Source organism: Pseudomonas fontis, assembly GCF_028656955.1.
Taxonomy (GTDB): domain Bacteria; phylum Pseudomonadota; class Gammaproteobacteria; order Pseudomonadales; family Pseudomonadaceae; genus Aquipseudomonas; species Aquipseudomonas fontis.
The window spans coordinates 58,235-74,836 of record NZ_JAMDGY010000024.1 but is presented as its reverse complement, the minus strand read 5'-3'; the positions used below and the strand labels follow the sequence as shown (position 1 = coordinate 74,836).

Annotated in this window: 13 protein-coding genes; 5 read left to right on the top strand and 8 right to left on the bottom strand. The window is 63.1% G+C overall.

Going from position 1 to position 16,602, the window contains the following annotated elements:
* Nucleotides 1-18: 18 nt before the first annotated feature.
* Genes M5G11_RS09790 through M5G11_RS09780 form a run of 3 tightly spaced genes read left to right on the top strand, consistent with a single transcriptional unit; the run spans nt 19 to nt 4,843 of the window.
* Nucleotides 19-984, top strand: coding sequence for an HlyD family secretion protein (locus M5G11_RS09790; RefSeq protein WP_420793792.1), 966 nt, complete (start codon nt 19-21; stop codon nt 982-984).
* Entirely contained in the window at nt 981-3,740 is a 2,760-nt protein-coding gene (gene rbbA / locus M5G11_RS09785; RefSeq protein WP_273909851.1) for a ribosome-associated ATPase/putative transporter RbbA, read from the top strand. Before M5G11_RS09790 ends, rbbA begins: the two co-directional genes overlap by 4 nt.
* Nucleotides 3,741-3,742: 2 nt before the next feature.
* Nucleotides 3,743-4,843: an ABC transporter permease gene (locus M5G11_RS09780; RefSeq protein ID WP_273909850.1), complete on the top strand. Its 1,101-nt coding sequence runs from the start codon at nt 3,743-3,745 to the stop codon at nt 4,841-4,843.
* Here the strand turns inward: M5G11_RS09780 and M5G11_RS09775 are convergent, their stop codons facing one another.
* Nucleotides 4,844-5,248, bottom strand: a complete 405-nt coding sequence (locus M5G11_RS09775) for a flagellar basal body-associated protein FliL (protein WP_273909849.1) — start codon at nt 5,246-5,248, stop codon at nt 4,844-4,846. It abuts the gene before it with no gap.
* Between the two features lie 156 nt (nt 5,249-5,404).
* Between M5G11_RS09775 and M5G11_RS09770 the strand changes: the two genes are divergently transcribed.
* On the top strand, nt 5,405-6,382 hold the full coding sequence (locus M5G11_RS09770; protein WP_273909848.1) for an NADPH:quinone oxidoreductase family protein: 978 nt from the start codon (nt 5,405-5,407) through the stop codon (nt 6,380-6,382).
* Between the two features lie 151 nt (nt 6,383-6,533).
* Here M5G11_RS09770 and M5G11_RS09765 read toward each other — a convergent pair whose 3' ends face one another.
* From M5G11_RS09765 to trxA, 6 genes are all read right to left on the bottom strand, one after another.
* Nucleotides 6,534-7,160, bottom strand: coding sequence for an energy transducer TonB (locus M5G11_RS09765; RefSeq protein ID WP_273909847.1), 627 nt, complete (start codon nt 7,158-7,160; stop codon nt 6,534-6,536).
* A gap of 63 nt (nt 7,161-7,223) precedes the next feature.
* Entirely contained in the window at nt 7,224-7,868 is a 645-nt protein-coding gene (locus M5G11_RS09760; protein ID WP_273909846.1) for a gamma-glutamylcyclotransferase, read from the bottom strand.
* 292 nt (nt 7,869-8,160) lie between these two features.
* Nucleotides 8,161-9,129 (bottom strand): CDP-6-deoxy-delta-3,4-glucoseen reductase, encoded by a 969-nt coding sequence (locus tag M5G11_RS09755; RefSeq protein ID WP_273909845.1) that lies wholly within the window; start codon nt 9,127-9,129, stop codon nt 8,161-8,163.
* Complete coding sequence (ubiD, locus tag M5G11_RS09750) at nt 9,130-10,596, bottom strand: 4-hydroxy-3-polyprenylbenzoate decarboxylase (protein ID WP_273909844.1); 1,467 nt, start codon at nt 10,594-10,596, stop codon at nt 9,130-9,132. It lies immediately after the preceding gene.
* A gap of 200 nt (nt 10,597-10,796) precedes the next feature.
* Entirely contained in the window at nt 10,797-12,056 is a 1,260-nt protein-coding gene (gene rho, locus M5G11_RS09745; RefSeq protein WP_273909843.1) for a transcription termination factor Rho, read from the bottom strand.
* Nucleotides 12,057-12,286: 230 nt separating this feature from the next.
* Complete coding sequence (gene trxA / locus M5G11_RS09740; RefSeq protein WP_273909842.1) at nt 12,287-12,616, bottom strand: thioredoxin TrxA; 330 nt, start codon at nt 12,614-12,616, stop codon at nt 12,287-12,289.
* A 240-nt stretch (nt 12,617-12,856) separates the two neighbouring features.
* On the opposite strand from trxA, the gene ppx reads away from it, so the two are divergent.
* Entirely contained in the window at nt 12,857-14,359 is a 1,503-nt protein-coding gene (gene ppx, locus M5G11_RS09735) for an exopolyphosphatase (protein ID WP_273909841.1), read from the top strand.
* Here ppx and ppk1 read toward each other — a convergent pair.
* Complete coding sequence (gene ppk1 / locus M5G11_RS09730; RefSeq protein ID WP_420793797.1) at nt 14,346-16,520, bottom strand: polyphosphate kinase 1; 2,175 nt, start codon at nt 16,518-16,520, stop codon at nt 14,346-14,348. The two genes, ppx and ppk1, sit on opposite strands and share 14 nt — an antisense overlap.
* Nucleotides 16,521-16,602 lie beyond the last annotated feature (82 nt).

Here is a 16,602-nt window from a genome sequence, read left to right as displayed (position 1 = left end):
AGCTGGATGCTGAACACCATGTCGATGAGCCAACACACCCCCAAACTCTTCGCTGGCGCGCTGATCGCGCTGCTGCTGGCGGCCGGTGGCCTGGGCTACTGGAAATCACTGCATGACCGCCTGCCCGAGGGCCTGCACCTGGGCAACGGCCGGCTTGAAGCCACCGAAGTGCAGATCGCCAGCAAAGTCCCCGGGCGCCTCGCCGAGGTGCTGGTGGATGAAGGTGACACGGTCACCCAGGGCCAACTGCTCGCCCGTATCGACACCCGCACCCTCGAAGCCCAGCGCACCCAGGCCGAAGCCGAGGTGCTGCGTGCCCGCGAGAACTTCGCGGCAGCCCAGGCCAACGTGCAACTGCGCCAGAGCGAGCAATTGCTGGCCAGCCAGGAGCTCAAGCGTGTGCGCGAACTGCACCTGCGCAAGTACGCCAGCCAGCAACTGCTCGACCAGCAGCAGGCACGCTTCGACACCAGCAACTCCGCCGTGGTCGCCTCCCGCGCGCAATTGGGCGCGATCAAGGCGGCCATTGGCGCAGCCCAAGCCCAAGTGGCACAACTGACCAGCGAGATCGACGACAGCAGCCTGCGCGCGCCAATCAACGGCGTGATCCAGCTGCGCCTGGCCGAGCCTGGCGAAGTGCTGGGTGCCGGTGGCCGGGTGTTGCTGTTGATCGACCCCAACGACCAGTACATGAACCTCTACCTGCCCGCCTCCACCACCGGCAAGCTGACCGTGGGCGACGAAGCGCGCATCGTGCTCGATGCCCTGCCCGAGCAGGCGCTGCCGGCCAAGGTCACGTTCGTCGCCGCCAAGGCGCAGTTCACCCCCAAGCAGGTGGAAACCCGTGATGAACGGCAGAAGCTGGTGTTCCGCGTGAAACTGCGCCTGAGTGAGCCCAGCGCGGTGCCGCAGGCCAAGCCCGGCATGCCCGGCGCCGGCTATGTGCGCACGGCCCCCGTGGACTGGCCGGCCAACCTGCAATGACCGCCCCGGCGCTGAAGGCCAGCGGGCTGTGCCACCGCTATGGCACGCTCGAGGCCCTGCGCGACATCGCCTTCGAACTGCCGCCCGGCACCCGCTGCGGGCTGATCGGCCCGGATGGCGCGGGCAAATCCAGCCTGCTCGGGTTGATCGCCGGGGTGAAGAAGCTGCAAGCCGGCGAGCTTGAGGTGCTCGGCGGCTCGATTCGCCAGCGTCGCCACCGCAACAGCCTCTACCCGCGTATCGCCTTCATGCCCCAGGGCCTGGGCGGCAACCTGTACGCGGAACTGTCGATCAGCGAGAACATCCGTTTTTTCGCCACGCTCTTCGGCCTGTCGCGCGCCGAGTGCGAGCAACGCATGCACGCGCTGTTGATCGCGACCGACCTGGAGCGCTTCGCCGAGCGCCCGGCCGGCAAGCTGTCGGGCGGCATGAAGCAGAAGCTCGGGCTGTGCTGTGCGCTGATCCACGAGCCGGACTTGCTGATCCTCGACGAACCCACCACCGGCGTCGACCCGCTGTCGCGCCGGCGCTTCTGGGAGTTGGTCGAGCAGGTGCGTGGTGAACGCCCGCAACTGACCCTGCTGGTCGCAACCGCCTACATGGAAGAGGCCGAGCAGTTCGAACACTGCCTGATGCTTGATCGCGGCACGCTGATCGCCGCCGGGCTGAGCCATGAGCTGGCCGGCGTGACGGCCAGTGGCAAGCTGGACGAAGCCTTCACTCACTTCCAGGGGGATCGCACGCATGACGCGCAACCCTTGCAGATCCCGCCGCGTACGCTGGGTGATGGCGAGATCGCCATCGAGGCGCATGAACTGACCCTGCGTTTCGGCGATTTCACCGCCGTGAACAAGGTCAGCTTCGCCATTGGCCGTGGCGAGATTTTCGGCTTCCTGGGCTCCAACGGCTGCGGCAAGACCACCACCATGAAGGTCCTGACCGGGCTGATGCCGGCCACAGAGGGCAGCGCCAAGCTGCTCGGCCGGCCGGTGAATGCCAAGGACCTGGCCACGCGCAAGCGGGTCGGGTTCATGTCACAGAGCTTCTCGCTGTATGGCGAGTTGAGTGTGCGCCAGAACCTGGAGTTGCATGCCCGCCTATTCGACCTACCCAAGGCTGACAGCGGCCCACGCATTGCCGAGCTGATCGAGCGTTTCGACCTGGGCGAGATCGCCGACCAGCAGTCCGGTGGCTTGCCATTGGGTTTGCGCCAGCGCCTGTCGCTGGCGGTGGCGGTGCTGCACCGCCCGGAAGTGCTGATCCTCGACGAGCCGACTTCCGGCGTCGACCCGGCGGCCCGTGACGACTTCTGGCGGCTGTTGATCGAGCTGTCGCGGGATCAGGGGGTGACGATCTTCCTGTCCACCCACTTCATGAACGAGGCGCTGCGCTGCGACCGTATTTCCCTGATGCATGCGGGGAAGGTGCTGGCCTGTGATACCCCGGCGGCGCTACAGCGCCAGTTCGAAGGCGACACCCTGGAGGATGCCTTCGTCCGCTGCCTGGAGCAGGCCCAGGGTACTGCCGAACCTAAACCACCCCTGTGGGAGCCAGCCTTGCCGGAGATGGTGCCACTGATCGCTGGCAAGGCCAGCTCCCACAAGGATAATCCGCGCCCTCAAGGCACCGGCTTCAGCTTCGTACGCCTGTTCGCCGTCGCCACCCGCGAGGGCAAGGAACTGCTGCGCGACAAGGTGCGCCTGGCCTTCGCCCTGCTCGGCGCGCTGTTCATGATGGTGATCTTCGGCTACGGCATTTCGCTGGACGTGGAAAACCTCGCCTTCGCCGTCTACGACCAGGACCAGAGCCCACAAAGCCGCACCTACCTGGAAGCCTTTCGCGGCTCGCGCTACTTCGCCGAACAAGCCCCCGTCCGCGACGCCAGGCAGATGCACCAGCGCTTGCAGCGCTCGGAAATCAAGCTGGCCCTGGAGATCCCGCCAGGCTTCGGTCGCGACCTGTACGCCGGGCGCCAACCCATCGTGGCTGCCTGGCTCGACGGCGGCATGCCGTTTCGCGCCGAAACCAGCCGCAACTATGTCGAAGCCGTGCACCAGGCCAACCTCGAACAACTGGCAACCCTGAGCAGCCCCGCGCAAGCCCGGCAAACCCCGGTAAAGCTGGAAACGCGCTTTCGCTACAACCAGGACGTGGTCAGCGTCAACGCCATCGGCCCAGGGGTGATGGCGCTGATCCTGGCCTTCATTCCGGCCATGCTCACGGCCCTGGGCATCGTGCGCGAAAAAGAACTCGGCTCGATCACCAACTTCTACGCCACCCCGCTGACCCGCCTGGAGTTCCTGCTCGGCAAGCAAGCGCCGTATCTCGCCGTCAGCCTGGTCAACCTGGCGCTGCTGGTGGCGATGAACCGCTGGCTATTCGGCGTGCCGTTCAAGGGCAGCCCGCTCGCGCTGGCCTGTGGCGGTGTGCTGTACCTGCTGGCAACCACCAGCCTGGGCCTGCTGATCTCGGCCTTCACCCGCACGCAGATCGCCGCGATCCTCGGCACCATGATCCTTACCAGCCTGCCGACCATCCAGTTCTCCGGGCTGATCGTGCCGCGCTCGTCACTGGACGGCTCGGCAGCACTGATGGGCCAGCTGTTCCCGGCCGGCTACTTCCTCGACATCGCCGTCGGCACCTTCACCAAGGCCCTGAGCCTGCGTGAGCTGTGGCCGCAGTGCCTGGCGCTGCTGGGGTTCTTCCTTGGTTTCACCGGGTTGAGCCTGGTCATGCTGAAGAAGCAGGAGGCCTGACCATGCACAGACTCAACCACACCCTGCGCCTGGGCCTGAAAGAGCTGACCAGCCTGCGCCACGACAGCGTGCTGCTGCTGTTCCTGCTTTATGCCTTCAGCGTGGCCATCTACATGCCGGCCGCAGGCTCGGTGATCGGCGTACACAACGCCAGTGTCGCGGTCATCGACGAAGACCACAGCCACGTTTCGCGCAAGCTCGGCGAAGCGCTGCAACCGCCCGAATTCCAGGCCGCCGTGGCGCTGCCCTATGACCAGCTGGATGCGGCCATGGACAGTGGCCTCTATACCTTCGTGATCAATATCCCGGCGAATTTCCAAAGCGACCTGCTGGCCGGACGCTCGCCCGAGCTGCAGGTCAATGTCGATGCCACGGCCATGAGCCAGGCGTTCATGGGCGCGGGCTATATCGGGCGGATCTTCGAGCGCGAACTGCTCGACTATGCCAACCAGGGCTCGGCCCTGCTGACCGCACGTGCGCTGTTCAACCCGAACCTGGAGGGCGGCTGGTTCCTCGCGGTGATCCAGATCGTCAACAACATCACCATCCTGGCGATCATCCTGACCGGCACGGCTCTGCTGCGCGAACGCGAACACGGCACCCTCGACCACCTGCTGGTGCTGCCACTGACTGCACTGGAAATCATGCTGGCGAAAATAGCCAGCAACGCGCTGGTGGTGGTGCTGTGCACCTGGGTTTCGCTGGAAGTGGTGGTCAAGGGCCTGCTCGGCGTGCCGCTGGCCGGCTCGCTGGGGCTGTTCCTGGCGGCGACCGCGCTGTACCTGTTCGCCAGCACAGCGCTGGGGATCTTCCTCGCCACCCTGGCGCGCTCGACCCCGCAGTTCGGCCTGCTGGCGATTCCGGTGATCATCCCGATGCTGTTGCTCTCGGGCGGCAGTACGCCACTGGACAGCATGCCGCAGTGGCTGCAATGGGTGATGCAGCTGTCGCCATCCACCCATTTCGTCAGCTTGAGCGCGGCGATCCTGTTCCGCGATGCCGGCGTCAGCGTGGTCTGGCCCGACCTGCTGGCTTTGGCGGCAATCGGGCTGGCGTTCTTTGCGATCGCCCTGGCCCGCTTCCGCCGTAGCCTGACCTCCTGATTACTGAACGATCAGGTTGTTGAACAGCAGGTCGGCGACCACCGGCTTGCCTTCTTCGCCTTCAAGCACCTGCTGGACCTGCTTCAGGGCTTCCTGACGCAGCTTTTCCTTGGCATCGACGTTGCTCATGGCATCCAGCGACTGCTGGGTGAATAGCGCCACCAACTGGTTGCGGATCAACGGCTCGTGGCGCTTGACCACGGCGGCGTCGGCATCGCTGTTGACGCGCAGGGCCACGTCGGCCTTGTACACCCGCAGTTTCGGGCCACCGTCGAGGGCATAGTTGCCGACGAAGGGTGGGCTCAGGGTGATGTAGGAGACTTTCGGTTCCCCTTCCTTGGCTTCTTCGGCCATGGCCGCCACGGGCAGCATCAGGGCCAGTACCATCAAGATCCACGCTTTCACGAATTCGCTCCTCAATCAGTTGGCGCCAGCATACCCAGCGCTCCGGTCAAACCCAAGCCCGGGCTTATGCCGGCCTATCAGGCCGGGCCATGCTCGTTGACCCTGGACCTTGCTTACCTACACTTATCGGCCACCACTCGTAAAGGAATAGCCCCGATGAAAGCCGTGTTGTGCAAAGCCCATGGTCCGGCCAGTGATCTGGTGCTCGAAGAGGTCGCCAGCCCGACCCCGAAGAAGAATGAAGTGCTGCTCGACGTGCACGCCGCTGGGGTGAATTTCCCCGACACCCTGATCATCGAGGGCAAATACCAGTTCCAGCCGCCGATGCCGTTCTCACCAGGTGGCGAGGCGGCGGGGGTAATTGCCGAAGTCGGCGAGAAAGCCGGGCCGTTCAAGGTCGGTGACCGGGTGATGGCGCTGACCGGCTGGGGCAGCTTTGCCGAACAGGTCGCGGTGCCGGGCTACAACCTTCTGCCGATCCCTGCGCAGATGGACTTCACCACGGCCGCCGCCTTCGGCATGACCTACGGCACCTCGATGCATGCGCTGACCCAGCGTGGCCAGCTCAAGGCCGGGGAAACCTTGCTGGTGCTGGGCGCCTCCGGGGGCGTTGGCCTGGCGGCGGTGGAAATCGGCAAGGCGCTGGGTGCGAAAGTGATCGCGGCGGCGAGCAGTGCCGAGAAGCTTGAGGTCGCCAAGGCGGCTGGCGCGGATGAGCTGATCGACTACAGCAAGGGCAGCCTGAAGGATGAGATCAAGCGCCTGACCGGTGGCCAGGGCGTGGACGTGATTTTCGATCCGGTGGGCGGTGACCTGTTTGATCAGGCCGTGCGCGGGCTGGCCTGGAATGGCCGGTTGCTGGTGGTGGGTTTTGCCAGTGGGCGGATCCCTGAATTGCCGGCGAACCTGGTGCTGCTCAAGGGCGCGGCGGTACTTGGGGTGTTCTGGGGGGCTTTTGCCCAGCGCCAGCCGCAAGACAACGTGGCCAACTTCACCCAGCTGTTTGCCTGGTATGCCGAGGGCAAGCTGAAGCCGCTGGTGTCGCAGACCTATCCACTGGCCCAGGCAGGGGATGCCATTGCCCAGCTAGGTGCGCGCAAGGCCGTGGGCAAGCTGGTGGTATTGGCCAGGTAAAAGGCGTTTGTAGCCGCTGCCGTAAGGCTGCGCTCGCCTGCAAAGCAGGCGCCGCCTTGGGGGCCTTGGGGAGCCCTCAGGAGCCCTGACGGACTCCAGCGCAGCCTGACGGCAGCGGCTACATGGTTTGTGCAAGGCCACCTGGCGAGGCTCAGGCACCAAGCGCCTTGGCCCGCAACGGCCCAGGCCAGGCGTCGACATACTTCCACTGCGGGTCTTCCGCGCAGGTTTGCTCGATCTGCGGCAGGGCCTGCGCGAACGACGCCTTGGCGCCAGCATGTTCCTGCGCCTTGCCCTTGGCCAGCATCCCCACCGACAGCGCCACCGTGGGCATCAGCCCCATCGGTTGCCCGACGTGAGCCTGGCGGTAAGCCTGCGCCTCCTCGGCAAACTGCGCACAATTGATCAGCAACACCTGGGCCTGCGCGTACATCAGGCGCAGGCGCTGCTGTTCATCCAGCTTGAAAATGAAAGGGGCGGTCAGCTCCTGGCCGTAGGTCTCTGACTGCGACATCTTCCACGGCTTGTAATGCCATTGCTTGATGGCGGCTTCTGCCGCTTGAGCAAACAGTGGGTGGTCGCTGGAAAGCACCTTCACATCGCTGACTGAGCCGTCGCGCCCCCACACCAGAAACTGCACCTTGGCCTGCCCCTCGATACCCATGGCGGACAATTCCCTGGGGTAGACCGGCTGCGGGTTTTGCGCCGTCATTGCGGCCCAGTCCTGCGCGCCAGCCAGCGAGCTCCACAACATCCCTACCACCACTAACCGCTTCATCCGTGAACCCTGCACATCCCTGAAAAGAAGGCGCGATCATACCTCAGCACGCAAGAACAATTCTCATTGCTGTGAGTAGCAGCGCTTGTAGCGCGCCTCCAGGTTGCGGTCCGGCATGGCGTGGTTGCGCAGCGCGGCAAGGGTTTGCTCGACATACTCGCGGGTGGTGCCGTAGCGCCCCGTGGCACTGGCGAGGATATGACTGAGCAGGTTGTCCGGCAGGTTGCCGGCGTAACACGGCAGGTGGCGCTCCAGCACGAAGCCCAGCGCCTGCACCTTGCTGCCATCCTCAAGCCGGCAGTTGAGCCAGTGCGGTCGGTAGGCCGGGTACGGCATCTCGCGCTTCCACAGCGCCAGCAGCGATTCTTCCAGATGTTCTTCCGGCAAGCGGTAGGCGAAGCCGCTGCATGAGCCGCCACGATCCAGGCCAAACACCAGGCCCGGGCACTCGGGGGTGCCGCGATGCTCGTGTGACCACAGGTACAAGCCGCGATGGTAGCCGTGCACTCGCCCGCGTCGACGCTCGCTGGAGTGACACTCCGGACGCCAGATCAATGAGCCGTAGGCAAACAGCCAGACAGGCCCACCCTGATGTTGGGCCATGGTGTGATGTACCGAATGCAGCAGTTGCTCAGGGGTCGATTGCTGACCAAAGTCGAGCACTGGAGGGTACGCCATCTTTACTAACGCAGATTCAATCGCCGACATAGCCGCCGCCAGAATTCCTCGTGAGCTATCGAAGTAACTCACTCTAACGCCAAAACAAAAACACCGACTTACCGTACGGCAGATACCTCCGTAAAAACAAGCACCACGGAGCGCTTTCTACAGTAGTTTCGTCGTTTTCACGGTCGTTGTTGCAAGTGTAGCAAGCGTTTTTCAGCAGGTAGGCAACCATTAATTAATTCGCGCGCACTTATAACCGGCGAGATATAAAACGGTTATTTGAAGCGGCGCGTTATTGCAACGCGCCTTGGGCCAAAGTTACGTCACCACGCTGTTAGCCGCGCGGTGCGTAGGCAAACACGTCGGCACGCATCTGGTGAGCGTCCATGCCGGCATCGACCAGGGCGTCGAGGGTGGCGTAGATCATCGTTGGCGAGCCGCTGGCATACACATGCACGCTCGACAGGTCGCTCAGGTCCTCGCAGACCGCCTCGTGCAGCAGGCCGCAACGCCCCTCCCAGCCACACAGGTCGCTCACCACCTTGTGCAGGAACAGGTTGGGCAACTGCTCCCACTCGGCCCAATGCTCGATCTGGTAGAAGTCTTCCGGCCGACGCACGCCCCAATACAGGTGGACCGGGTACTTGAAGCCGCTGGCCCGGCAATGCTCGATCAGGCTGTGCATCTGCGCCATACCGGTGCCCGCCGCGATCAACACCAGCGGGCCCTCCGGCAACTCGGCCAGGTGGGTATCGCCAAACGGCAGCTCGACCCGTGCCATGCCGTTGCGTTGCAATTGGGCGATGAAGTCCAGCGCGCTGGGTTCCCGCGCCAACACATGCAGTTCCAGGTCGCGGCCGCCGTGCGGTGCCGAGGCCAGCGAGAACGCTGCCTTGTCGGCGCCGTCACGCTCGACCATCAAATACTGCCCCGCGTGATAGCGCGGCGGCTTGCCAGCCGGCGCACGCAAGCGCACCCGCCAGACATCGCCACCGACATCCAGGCACTCGATCAGCTGGCAGGCCAGCTTGCGAACCGGCAGCTCGCCCAGGGCCAGCACGCCATCCCAGAGCACGATACAGTCCTCCAGCGGTTCGGCGATGCAGGTGAACAGCTCGCCATGATCACGCACTACGCCTTCCTGGCGAACACTGCCCTCAACCAGCAAGGCCGCACAGACATGGCAATTGCCATTGCGACAGCTTTGCGGGCAGTCATAGCCCAGACGACGTGCCGCATCCAGAATCCTTTCACCGGGCTCTACTGCCAGTATGGCCCCGGACGGCTGCAAGGTTACCTGCATTTAGTCTATTCCCAACTCGTTCCACAGCTCATCGATACGCCGGGTGACCGCTTCATCCTTGACGATGACGCGCCCCCATTCGCGGGTAGTTTCGCCCGGCCACTTGTTCGTCGCATCCAGGCCCATCTTCGAACCCAGGCCGGATATCGGCGAGGCGAAGTCCAGGTAGTCGATCGGCGTGTTGTCGATCATCACCGTGTCGCGCTTGGGGTCCATGCGCGTGGTAATGGCCCAGATCACGTCGTTCCAGTCGCGGGCGTTGATATCGTCGTCAGTGACAATAACGAACTTGGTGTACATGAACTGTCGCAGGAACGACCACACACCGAGCATTACGCGCTTGGCGTGGCCCGGGTACTGCTTCTTGATGGTCACCACCGCCATGCGGTACGAACACCCTTCCGGCGGCAGGTAGAAATCGGTGATCTCCGGGAACTGCTTTTGCAGAATCGGCACGAACACTTCGTTCAGCGCCACACCGAGAATCGCCGGCTCATCCGGCGGCCGGCCGGTGTAGGTGCTGTGGTAGATCGGCTTGGTGCGGTGGGTGATGCGCTCGATGGTGAACACCGGGAAGCTGTCCACTTCGTTGTAGTAGCCGGTGTGGTCGCCATACGGGCCTTCCGGGGCCATTTCGCCCGGATGGATCACCCCTTCAAGGATGATCTCAGCGGTGGCCGGCACTTGCAGGTCGCTGCCCCGGCACTTGACCAGTTCGGTACGGTTGCCACGCAGCAGGCCGGCGAAGGCGTACTCGGACAGGCTGTCCGGCACCGGCGTCACTGCGCCGAGGATGGTCGCCGGGTCTGCGCCCAGCGCCACGGCCACCGGGAACGGCTGGCCAGGGTGCTTCTCGCACCACTCACGGTAATCCAGCGCGCCGCCACGGTGGCTCAACCAGCGCATGATGACCTTGTTGCGAGCGATGACCTGCTGGCGATAGATGCCTAGGTTCTGGCGTTCCTTGTTCGGCCCGCGCGTGACCGTCAGGCCCCAGGTGATCAGCGGCGCCACGTCGCCCGGCCAGCAATGCTGGATCGGCAATTGCGCGAGGTCGACGTCTTCGCCTTCGATGACCACTTCGTGGCACGGCGCGTCCTTGACCACCTTGGGCGCCATCGCGATGACTTTCTTGAAGATCGGCAACTTCGACCAAGCGTCTTTCAGGCCCTTGGGCGGCTCTGGCTCCTTGAGGAAGGCCAGCAGCTTGCCGATTTCCCGCAGCTCGCCGATCGAATCGGCGCCCATGCCCATGGCCACCCGCTCCGGGGTGCCGAACAGGTTGCCCAGTACCGGGATGTCATAGCCGGTGGGGTTTTCGAACAGCAACGCCGGGCCCTTGGCACGCAGGGTACGGTCGCAGATCTCGGTCATTTCCAAAACCGGCGAGATGGGGACCTGAATGCGCTTGAGTTCGCCGCGCTGTTCCAGGCCGCGGATAAAGTCGCGCAAGTCGCGGTACTGCATGCGTAAGCCTCGTGTTGGCCGTATCGGTCGGGGTGCAAAGTGTAGCGCCCTTGGGACCTGCTTTGCCAAAGGCAAAAACGATTTGGGGCCGCTGCGCGACCCATCGCGGGGCCAGCCCGCTCCCACAGGTTAAATGTCTGTGGGAGCGGGCTAGTCCTGCGATGGGCTGCACAGCAGCCCCAATAGGTCCAGCGGAAAGCTTACTTGCGCTTCATCGACAAGAAGAACTCTTCGTTGGTCTTGGTCTGCTTGAGCTTGTCGATCAGGAACTCGATGGCGGCAATTTCGTCCATCGGGTGCAGCAGCTTGCGCAGGATCCACATGCGTTGCAGTTCGTCATCGGCAGTCAACAGCTCTTCGCGACGGGTACCCGAACGGTTGATGTTGATGGCCGGGAACACACGCTTCTCGGCAATACGGCGGTCCAGGGGCAGCTCCATGTTGCCGGTACCCTTGAACTCTTCGTAGATCACTTCGTCCATCTTCGAGCCGGTTTCAACCAGCGCGGTGGCGATGATGGTCAGCGAACCGCCTTCCTCGATGTTACGCGCAGCACCGAAGAAACGCTTCGGCTTCTCCAGGGCGTGGGCGTCGACACCACCGGTGAGGACCTTGCCGGAGCTCGGGATCACGGTGTTGTAGGCACGTGCCAGACGGGTGATGGAGTCCAGCAGGATGACCACGTCCTTCTTGTGCTCGACCAGGCGCTTGGCCTTCTCGATCACCATCTCGGCCACTTGCACGTGGCGGGTTGGCGGCTCGTCGAAGGTCGAGGCAACCACTTCGCCGCGCACGGTGCGCTGCATTTCGGTTACTTCTTCCGGGCGCTCGTCGATCAGCAGAACGATCAGGTGGCACTCTGGGTTGTTACGGGTGATGTTCGCCGCGATGTTCTGCAGCATGATCGTCTTACCGGCTTTCGGCGGTGCAACGATCAGGCCGCGCTGGCCTTTGCCGATCGGGGCGCACAGGTCGATAACCCGACCGGTGAGGTCTTCGGTGGAGCCGTTGCCGACTTCCATCTTCAGGCGCTTGTTCGGGAACAGCGGCGTCAGGTTTTCGAAGAGGATCTTGTTCTTCGCGTTTTCCGGCCGGTCGAAGTTGATGGTGTCAACTTTCAGCAGGGCGAAGTAACGCTCGCCTTCTTTTGGCGGGCGGATCTTGCCGACGATGGTGTCGCCGGTGCGCAGGTTGAAGCGACGGATCTGGCTAGGCGAAACGTAGATATCGTCCGGGCCGGCCAGATAGGAAGCATCCGCCGAACGCAGGAAGCCGAAGCCGTCCTGGAGAATCTCCAGCACGCCGTCACCGGAAATTTCCTCGCCGCTCTTCGCATGCTTTTTCAACAGGGAGAAAATCACATCCTGCTTGCGCGAACGGGCCATATTTTCTATGCCCATCTGTTCGGCCATTTCGAGCAGATCGGTAATCGGCTTTTGCTTGAGTTCAGTCAGGTTCATAAGGGGGATGACGTAATCATGTAAGAAGGGAGAATTAAGCTTCTGGCTTAATGAAGCCGCGCCGCAGAGAAGGCGACAGGATCGCGTACTAATTCGAATTGGGGTGCGTCGGCGACGGCGTGCAGGGGGCACTGAAAGAAACAGTGCGAGGCCGAATGTAACACTTGCTTTTTCTGGCGTCTAGTCACCAGAAAGAGAAAAGCCCCGACGAATGCGGGGCTTTTTTCGACTCAGATGTTGGCGTCCAGGAAGGCGGCCAGCTGAGACTTGGACAGTGCGCCGACCTTGGTGGCCTCGACAACGCCGTTCTTGAACAGCATCAACGTCGGAATGCCACGCACGCCATGCTTGGCCGGGGTTTCCTGGTTGTCGTCGATGTTCAGCTTGGCGACGGTCAGTTTGCCCTGGTAAGTGGCTGCGATGTCGTCCAGTACTGGCGCGATCATTTTGCAAGGGCCACACCATTCGGCCCAGTAGTCCACCAGCACTGGCCCTTGAGCCTTCAGGACTTCGGCATCGAAGGTAGCGTCGGTGACGTGTTTGATAAGATCGCTGCTCATGGAAGTCTCCAAGGTCGTAAGCAAAAAAACGTCGCCCATCATAGCCGCCATCGCCGAAGACAGGAAGTCGCCAACGATTGAGTGTAACTATAGTTACCCATGACAGCGCGTATCGACTGTCACAAGAAAGTCATATTTCCCACTCAAAAATGCCTCATATCAAGCCTTGATACGCTGCGCGTTGGCGTCAGCACAGGATCATGGCACGATTGCCGGGTTATCGACCGAGAACTCCTGACCATGCCGCAATCCACAGCCAAGAACCTGTCCTTGATCGCTGCCATCGACCTGGGCTCCAACAGCTTCCATATGGTCGTGGCCAAGGCCCACCACACCGAGATCCGCATCCTTGAGCGGCTCGGCGAAAAGGTTCAGCTGGCCGCCGGCATCAACGAAGACCGCCAGCTCACTGAAGAAGCCATGCAGCGCGGGCTCGACTGCCTCAAGCGCTTCGCCCAGCTGATCAACGGCATGCCGGCCGGCGCCGTGCGCATCGTCGGCACCAACGCCCTGCGCGAAGCGCGCAACCGCGGCGAGTTCATCCGCCGCGCCGAAGACATTCTCGGGCACCCGGTGGAAGTGATTTCCGGCCGCGAAGAAGCCCGCCTGATCTACCTCGGCGTGTCGCACACGCTCGCCGACAACCCGGGCAAGCGCCTGGTCGCCGACATCGGCGGCGGCAGTACCGAATTCATCATCGGCCAGCGTTTCGAGCCGCTGCTGCGCGAAAGCCTGCAAATGGGCTGCGTGAGCTACACCCAACGCTACTTCCGCGACGGCAAGATCACCCCGGCACGCTACGCCCAGGCCTACACCGCCGCGCGCCTGGAGCTGATGAGCATCGAGAACGCCCTGCACCGCCTGACCTGGGACGAAGCCATTGGCTCCTCGGGGACCATTCGCGCCATCGGCCTGGCGCTCAAGGCCAACGGCATGGGCGCCGGCGAAGTCAACGCCGAGGGCCTGGCCTGGCTCAAGCGCAAGCTGTTCAAGCTGGGCGAGACCGACAAGATCGACTTTGAAGGGGTCAAGCCTGACCGTCGGGCGATCTTCCCTGCCGGCCTGGCCATCCTGGAAGCGATTTTCGACGCCCTGGAACTGCAACGCATGGACCACTGCGACGGCGCGCTGCGTGAAGGCGTGCTGTTCGACCTGCTGGGCCGCCATCACCACGAAGACGTGCGTGAACGCACCCTGAGCTCGCTGATGGAGCGCTACCACGTCGACCAGGGCCAGGCGGCACGGGTCGAACGCAAGGCGCTGCATGCCTTCGATCAAGTGGCCAAGGCCTGGGACCTGGAAGACGGGATCTGGCGCGAACTGCTCAGCTGGGCGGCCAAGGTGCATGAAGTCGGGCTGGACATCGCCCACTACCAGTACCACAAGCACGGCGCCTACCTGATCGAGCACTCCGACCTTGCCGGCTTCTCCCGCGAAGACCAGCAAATGCTCGCCCTGCTGGTGCGCGGGCACCGGCGCAACATCCCCAAGGACAAGTTCGCCGAGTTCGGTGATGAAGGTGCCAAGCTGATTCGCCTGTGCGTGCTACTGCGCTTTGCGATCCTGTTCCATCACATCCGTGGCACCCAGCAGATGCCGACGGTCAAGCTGCACGTGGCAGGCGACAGCCTGGATGTGGAGTTCCCAGGCGGCTGGCTGGAGCAGAACCAACTGACCCAGGCCGACTTCGCGCTGGAAGCGGAGTGGCTGGCCCGGGTCAACTTCGTCCTCAGCGTACGATAAGTACCGGGTTGCTGAGCCGCTCGAGCAGGGTGGCCTGCACGCTGCGCGGGTTCTGGTTGCCGGTCGGGGTGCTACGCACGTAGCGCCCGTCTGGCTGCAGGATCCACGAATGGGTGTTGTCGGTCAGGTACCCTTCCAGCTCCTTCTTCACCCGCAGGATGAGTTTCTTGCCCTCGACCGGGAAGCAGGTCTCGACGCGCTTGTCGAGGTTGCGCTCCATCCAGTCGGCGCTGGACAGGAACATCTGCTCTTCGCCGCCATTGAGGAAGTAGAACGCGCGGGTGTGCTCCAGGAAGCGGCCGATGATCGAGCGCACCTGAATGTTGTGCGACACCCCCGGAATACCCGGACGCAGGCAGCACATGCCACGCACCACCAGGTCGATACGCACACCGGACTGGCTGGCCTTGTACAGCGCGCGAATAATCTTCGCGTCGGTCAGCGAGTTGAACTTGGCAATGATGTGCGCAGGCTTGCCCTCAAGGGCGAACTGGGTCTCGCGCGCAATCATGTCGAGCATGCCCTTCTTCAGGGTGAACGGCGCGTGCAGCAGCTTCTTCATGCGCAAGGTCTTGCCCATGCCGATCAACTGGCTGAACAGCTTGCCGACGTCTTCGCACAGCGCGTCGTCGGAGGTCAGCAGGCTGTAGTCGGTGTACAGGCGGGCGTTGCCGGCGTGGTAGTTACCGGTACCAAGGTGCGCGTAGCGGACGATTTCACCGGCTTCGCGGCGCAGGATCAGCATCATCTTGGCGTGGGTCTTGAAGCCGACCACACCGTAGATCACCACTGCACCGGCCGCTTGCAGACGGCTGGCCATCTGCAGGTTGGACTCTTCGTCGAAACGCGCACGCAGCTCGATCACCGCAGTGACCTCCTTGCCATTACGCGCCGCATCGACCAGGGCATCTACGATTTCGGAGTTGGCGCCGCTGCGGTACAGGGTTTGGCGTACCGCCAGCACGTGCGGGTCCTTGGCGGCCTGGCGCAGCAGGTCGACCACCGGGGTGAAGGACTCGAACGGGTGCATCAGCAGGATGTCCTGCTTGCTGATCACGCTGAAAATGTTCTCGGCGTTCTGCAACAGCTTGGGAATCGCCGGGGTGAACGGGGTGTATTGCAGCTCCGGGTGGCTGTCCAGACCGGTGATGCTGAACAGCCGCGTCAGGTTGACCGGGCCATTGACCTGGTACAGCTCGCTCTCGCTCAGGCTGAACTGCTTGAGCAGGTAGTCGGACAGGTGTTTCGGGCAGGTATCGGCGACTTCAAGACGCACCGCATCCCCGTAGCGCCGCGAGAACAGCTCGCCGCGCAGGGCGCGGGCAAGGTCTTCGACGTCTTCGGAATCCAGCGCCAGGTCGGCGTTACGGGTCAGGCGGAACTGGTAGCAGCCCTTGACCTTCATGCCCTGGAACAGGTCATCGGCGTGCGCATGGATCATCGACGACAGGAACACATAGTTGTCGCCCGGGCCACCGACGTCTTCCGGGACCTTGATCACCCGTGGCAGCAAACGCGGTGCCGGGATGATCGCCAGGCCCGAATCGCGGCCGAAGGCATCGATACCTTCCAGCTCGACGATGAAGTTCAGGCTCTTGTTCACCAGCAACGGGAACGGGTGCGTCGGGTCGAGGCCGATCGGGGTGATGATCGGGGCGATCTCGTCGCGGAAGAAGCGCCGGACCCAGGTCTTGAGCTTGGTGTTCCAGTGGCGACGACGGATGAAGCGGATCTGGTGTTTTTCCAGCTCCGGCAGCAGCACGTCGTTGAGGATCGCGTACTGGCGCTCCACCTCGCTGTGCACCAGCTCGCTGATGCGCGCCAGTGCCTGATGTGGTTGCAGGCCGTCAGCGCCGGCCTGCTCACGGGCAAAGGTAATCTGCTTCTTCAGGCCCGCTACACGAATCTCGAAGAACTCATCCAGGTTGCTGGAGAAGATCAGCAGGAACTTCAGTCGCTCCAGCAACGGATACGACTCGTCCAGCGCCTGCTCCAGCACGCGAATGTTGAACTGCAGCTGCGACAGCTCGCGATGGATGTACAGGCTGCTGTCATCCAGGCCCGGGACCACGATGGCCGGTGCCGGCGCAGTGTTGGCGACAGGCGTCGCCTCGACTACCGGCTCCTCGACCGGAGCAAGCTCCGGCGGGGTTTCGACCATTTGCTCAGGCACCGGCTGAGCATCCTTCACCACACCTTCGTTCAGTACTTCGTTGTTACTCATCTAGCGTTCCTGAAGGGCT

What these genes read in the sequence shown, in the direction of transcription:
- M5G11_RS09790 (WP_420793792.1), top strand. Translation starts at nt 19, where the DNA reads ATGTCGATGAGCCAACACACCCCCAAACTCTTCGCTGGCGCGCTGATC.
- rbbA (WP_273909851.1), top strand. Translation starts at nt 981, where the DNA reads ATGACCGCCCCGGCGCTGAAGGCCAGCGGGCTGTGCCACCGCTATGGC.
- M5G11_RS09780 (WP_273909850.1), top strand. Translation starts at nt 3,743, where the DNA reads ATGCACAGACTCAACCACACCCTGCGCCTGGGCCTGAAAGAGCTGACC.
- M5G11_RS09770 (WP_273909848.1), top strand. Translation starts at nt 5,405, where the DNA reads ATGAAAGCCGTGTTGTGCAAAGCCCATGGTCCGGCCAGTGATCTGGTG.
- M5G11_RS09765 (WP_273909847.1), bottom strand. Translation starts at nt 7,160, where the DNA reads ATGAAGCGGTTAGTGGTGGTAGGGATGTTGTGGAGCTCGCTGGCTGGC.
- M5G11_RS09760 (WP_273909846.1), bottom strand. Translation starts at nt 7,868, where the DNA reads ATGTCGGCGATTGAATCTGCGTTAGTAAAGATGGCGTACCCTCCAGTG.
- M5G11_RS09755 (WP_273909845.1), bottom strand. Translation starts at nt 9,129, where the DNA reads ATGCAGGTAACCTTGCAGCCGTCCGGGGCCATACTGGCAGTAGAGCCC.
- ubiD (WP_273909844.1), bottom strand. Translation starts at nt 10,596, where the DNA reads ATGCAGTACCGCGACTTGCGCGACTTTATCCGCGGCCTGGAACAGCGC.
- rho (WP_273909843.1), bottom strand. Translation starts at nt 12,056, where the DNA reads ATGAACCTGACTGAACTCAAGCAAAAGCCGATTACCGATCTGCTCGAA.
- trxA (WP_273909842.1), bottom strand. Translation starts at nt 12,616, where the DNA reads ATGAGCAGCGATCTTATCAAACACGTCACCGACGCTACCTTCGATGCC.
- ppx (WP_273909841.1), top strand. Translation starts at nt 12,857, where the DNA reads ATGCCGCAATCCACAGCCAAGAACCTGTCCTTGATCGCTGCCATCGAC.
- ppk1 (WP_420793797.1), bottom strand. Translation starts at nt 16,520, where the DNA reads ATGGTCGAAACCCCGCCGGAGCTTGCTCCGGTCGAGGAGCCGGTAGTC.